Raw genomic sequence first — 3,868 nt, 5'->3', positions numbered from 1 at the left:
GCAATTATAGGCTTTTTCAATTCAATGAAATACAAGATATGTAGGGGCACACAGCTGTGCGCCCCTACGAATGTATCGCATCATAACGAGAATCGCTATATTATAAAATGTACATGACGTTTGAGATAGATAAATATTGTTCGGCAGATTCAGATTAGTTTTTTACCGCTGCCAAAATAAATTCAATTGCTGCCTCAGTATGTTTTTCTACCATTTCTCGACTAAGGCGATCGCTTCCATTCTCTAAATGTTTCCAATTCTCGTGTACGGTAAAGTAAAAAATACAAACGCTTAAAATATGAGTTAATGTTAAAAATGGATTGAGGGAACGAAAACAACCTGCTTTCATACCACGATTCAAAACTTTAAGTAAGTGTTCGTGTAGACTTTCTACGTTACTTTGTTTGAAATAAAAACCTTGATTTTGGCTGGCTTCTTGAAACCAAAGCATCTGACGATAGGGATTTTTTGCTTCGTAGGCGATCGCAACTCGAATAATTTGTTTGAGTGCTTCTTCTGGTGATAAATCGTCTAGTTTTAGTTGACTTACCATCGCCTGAACTTCGTTAACTGGACGCTGCAAAACTGCTTTGTATAAACCTTCTTTGTTCTCGAAATAGTAGTGAATTGTCGCAGTTGTAATTTGAGCGCGATCGGCAATATCGCTCATTCTAGCGCCTTTGAGTCCATGTCTGGCAAACTCTAATTCTGCGGCATCAAGAATCTGTTTTTGTGTCGCTTCTGCATCTCGAAATTGTTTTTTAATAGGGTGCGATCGCCGCATTTCTTACTTAATTATCTTCTGAAACTTCAAATAAAGATTGTAAGTCACGCCTACCACTCACAACTCGCATAATTTCAATACCATTTTCTGTTACTTTATAGAAAATGACATAGTTTTCTAGAGAAACTCCGCGCAAACCTGGCTGAATACTGGCATAGCTTCTGCCTAAATTAGGAAAAGCAACTAACTGTTCGCACTTCCGAGTAAATTTTTGAAAAAAGCGCTCTCCCGCCTCAATGTTACGCGAGTAAAAATAGTCTGAAATTTCCATCAGATCTCGGCTGGCGACAATGTTGATAACATAGCGAGTCATTTCTGAGCTTCACGCGCTTGCTGAAAACGCTTTAGCAACTGAGCAACATAAGTTTCACCATCAATAGGCGGAGTATGTTTTGATGCTTCAGTCGCTTCGTCAATCTTGACACGAACTTCTTCAAGCCACTGCTGATATCCACGATAATCTTCTTCTAGTAGGTGGAGTGCTGCTTGTATGACTTCCTCTACACTATGGAATTTGCCTGATGCCAGCAAAGTCTGCACTGTCTTTTCTTGCTCTGGTTTAAGGGTGATATTCATACTGAATATTTTTGTTTACCCTTATCATAAGGTATCTGCTGAGCTATCTCCCAATAGTCGAACTGTAATTCAGAATAGCTGAATGACTTGACGATCGCCCCTTCATCTCTCTAAACTTACTAATTAATTAGTAAGTTATTTTCAAGGCAGTTTTCATCATGCTACAAGGCGCACCGTTGCTGCTAGCGCACCGTTCTATGCTCAAGCCGAATCAGCCGATGAAGGTGTCGCTTTACGGTAAAGACTACGTACTTTGGCAGGATAGTGCGGGTAACATTTGTTGCTTGCCGAATGCATGTCCGCACATGGGTGCAATGTTATCGGAAGGGTGGTGCGTGAAAAAATCTGATGGTAGTAGCGCGATCGCATGTCCGTTTCATGCCTTAGAATTCGATCGTACTGGCTGTACGGTTTTACCAGGTACTAACAAACCGACTAAATCTTTATTACAACCGTTAGAATTAATCGTACAAGGCGATTTTATTTGGTCTTACGGTGGATTTGAGCCTATAATCCCAATTCCGACAATTTTAAACGAAATTGCAGCAGAGTATGAATTTGTCGGTTATACAGGCGATCGCAGTATTAAGACCGATTTTCTCAGTCTACTGCTGAATATGCACGACTATAACCATCAAAACGGCACTCATCGATCGCTATTTGAAATTGAGGAAGTTCAACTCAAACAGTTTATTGACGATGGATTGCATTCCCATGCCTACATTGCGCAACTGCGAAAAAAACCAAATCTACAAGATTTCCTCAAAAACCCTGGACTCTTGGCAATGCCTCAAGTATTAGAAGCTCATTTAGAAAACTTCTTTCCATTTATGGGCATGGTACACGGCGAGAGTCCACTTTTAAGCTTAAAAGAATGCCATTTTTACCTTCCCGAATCAGAAACTCACTCTCGCGTCTACGTTCTGATGTTTGTGAAAGCACATCACCCGATTGCTCATTTAATTAAACGAAACCTCTTGCGACTAGTAGAAGTCGTCATCGAGCAAGATGCAGATATCTTAAGTAAACTTTATACCAACACACCTCAACACATTAAACTCAATAACGAGGTGGGTATGGATTGGGTGCGGCGCAACTATGCTAGCTTTCCAGCAATTGTAGAGCCAAATTTTTCTCGATAACAGTACGCACGTTGCTTTAAAAAATACTGTATCAAGACATACTATTTATTGAATTACTTAACTGATTCTTCAGAAGTTTCAATCACAGCCAAGCAGAATTGAGAAACAGCCATAATTCCGAAAACAGAAGCCAAATAAGCAGCAGCTAGGAATATAAGTGCGTTTTCAAAAGGAATGTAGGAAGTCATGGTGTGAATCTCCTCTGTTACTGATTAATTTTGAAGTTAAACCAAAATGGTGAATAGTTTGTGAAGGAAGCAGAAATTTTTGGTAAATAGTTTGTGAAAATATGAGGACTTGGTGACGTGGATTAAATTGCGATCGCCAAATTCTCTTGAATTTTACAACAGGACAACACACCTTGATTCCGCAAACGCATAGTCAATTTAAGGATCGAGAAACTCTTCCACATTTCCACCCGTATCGCGTTCCCAATCAATATCAGGCATTCGCTCAAAGGCTTCCCGCAACGAAGTCTCCCACTGCTGGCGAATTTTAGTGAGATATGGCGCACCCAACCGCAACCGCAAATCGTGTTGGACTTTGAAAGAGTCCTTTTCATACACCACTAAATTAATTGGCGGTCCCACAGAAATATTAGACTTCATCGTAGAGTCAATCGACAACAACGCACACTTAGCTGCTGCTTCCAATGTCGTGTTAAAATCCAGTATGCGGTCTAGAATGGGTTTCCCGTACTTAGTCTCGCCAACTTGCATAAATGGAGTTTCTGAAGTGGCATGAATGCAGTTGCCTTGACTGTAAATCATGTAAAGTTCTGGTGGTTGTCCCTGAATTTGTCCCCCCAAAAGCAGAGTACATTGGACATCGATACCATCTTGCTTCAGCCATACACGGTCTTGTTCTTGAATCTGCCGAATTTTAGCTCCAACATAACGAGCAACATCGTAGAGTGTTGGCAGGGTATGTAAATTAGCCTCTTCTGGAATTCTAATATCTCTGTGCATCTGCGCGATCGCGCCTTGCGTCACCGAAAGATTTCCTGCCGTACAGAGCAGAATGACCCGTTCTCCTGGCTGGGAAAAATCAAATAGCTTTTGATATGTAGATACGTAGTCTACCCCGGCATTCGTGCGCGAGTCCGCCGCCATAACTAAACCGTATTTGGTAATGATGCCCAGGCAGTAAGTCACAATAGTTTTGGGTCATTTTTGACCATAAAATTTTACAGTAATTGTAAGTGGTAATGGGTAATGGGTAATTGAGTGGTGCGTGGTGAGTGGTGAGTGGTGCGTGGTATGTTTTCTCCCTCAGCTCCCTCAGCTGGGCGACTCTCCCAAGCGCTCTCTTCTCTCCCTTGTCCCCCTTCGCCCCCTAATCCCCACTTCCTTCGGTCGTGGGGAAG

6 protein-coding genes and 1 pseudogene are annotated in these 3,868 nt (G+C 41.6%); 1 reads left to right on the top strand and 6 read right to left on the bottom strand.

The features are described 5' to 3' along the window. Positions 1–154: 154 nt before the first annotated feature. Genes C7Y66_RS30100 through C7Y66_RS30090 form a run of 3 tightly spaced genes read right to left on the bottom strand, consistent with a single transcriptional unit; the run spans position 155 to position 1,360 of the window. Positions 155–784, bottom strand: a complete 630-nt coding sequence (locus C7Y66_RS30100; protein ID WP_106548341.1) for a TetR/AcrR family transcriptional regulator — start codon at positions 782–784, stop codon at positions 155–157. A 7-nt stretch (positions 785–791) separates the two neighbouring features. Next, positions 792–1,097, bottom strand: coding sequence for a type II toxin-antitoxin system RelE/ParE family toxin (locus C7Y66_RS30095; RefSeq protein WP_106548340.1), 306 nt, complete (start codon positions 1,095–1,097; stop codon positions 792–794). Beyond that, positions 1,094–1,360 (bottom strand): type II toxin-antitoxin system ParD family antitoxin, encoded by a 267-nt coding sequence (locus C7Y66_RS30090; protein ID WP_106548339.1) that lies wholly within the window; start codon positions 1,358–1,360, stop codon positions 1,094–1,096. Before C7Y66_RS30090 ends, C7Y66_RS30095 begins: the two co-directional genes overlap by 4 nt. A gap of 158 nt (positions 1,361–1,518) precedes the next feature. On the opposite strand from C7Y66_RS30090, the gene C7Y66_RS30085 reads away from it, so the two are divergent. Then, entirely contained in the window at positions 1,519–2,502 is a 984-nt protein-coding gene (locus C7Y66_RS30085; RefSeq protein ID WP_106548338.1) for a Rieske 2Fe-2S domain-containing protein, read from the top strand. 53 nt (positions 2,503–2,555) lie between these two features. Here the strand turns inward: C7Y66_RS30085 and C7Y66_RS33200 are convergent, their stop codons facing one another. The 3 genes and pseudogenes from C7Y66_RS33200 to C7Y66_RS31515 all read right to left on the bottom strand — a co-directional run. Beyond that, entirely contained in the window at positions 2,556–2,690 is a 135-nt protein-coding gene (locus C7Y66_RS33200; RefSeq protein WP_015154731.1) for a hypothetical protein, read from the bottom strand. Positions 2,691–2,888: 198 nt separating this feature from the next. Next, positions 2,889–3,656: a proteasome-type protease gene (locus C7Y66_RS30080; RefSeq protein ID WP_106548337.1), complete on the bottom strand. Its 768-nt coding sequence runs from the start codon at positions 3,654–3,656 to the stop codon at positions 2,889–2,891. A 32-nt stretch (positions 3,657–3,688) separates the two neighbouring features. Further along, positions 3,689–3,868, bottom strand: a pseudogene (locus C7Y66_RS31515) (hypothetical protein); the annotation flags it as partial.

The sequence above is a fragment of the Chroococcidiopsis sp. CCALA 051 genome (assembly GCF_003015105.1).
In the GTDB taxonomy this organism is placed as follows: Bacteria; Cyanobacteriota; Cyanobacteriia; order Cyanobacteriales; family Chroococcidiopsidaceae; genus Chroococcidiopsis; species Chroococcidiopsis thermalis.
The sequence above is the reverse complement of the archived record's forward strand: the minus strand, read 5'-3'. Positions and strand labels throughout refer to the sequence as shown.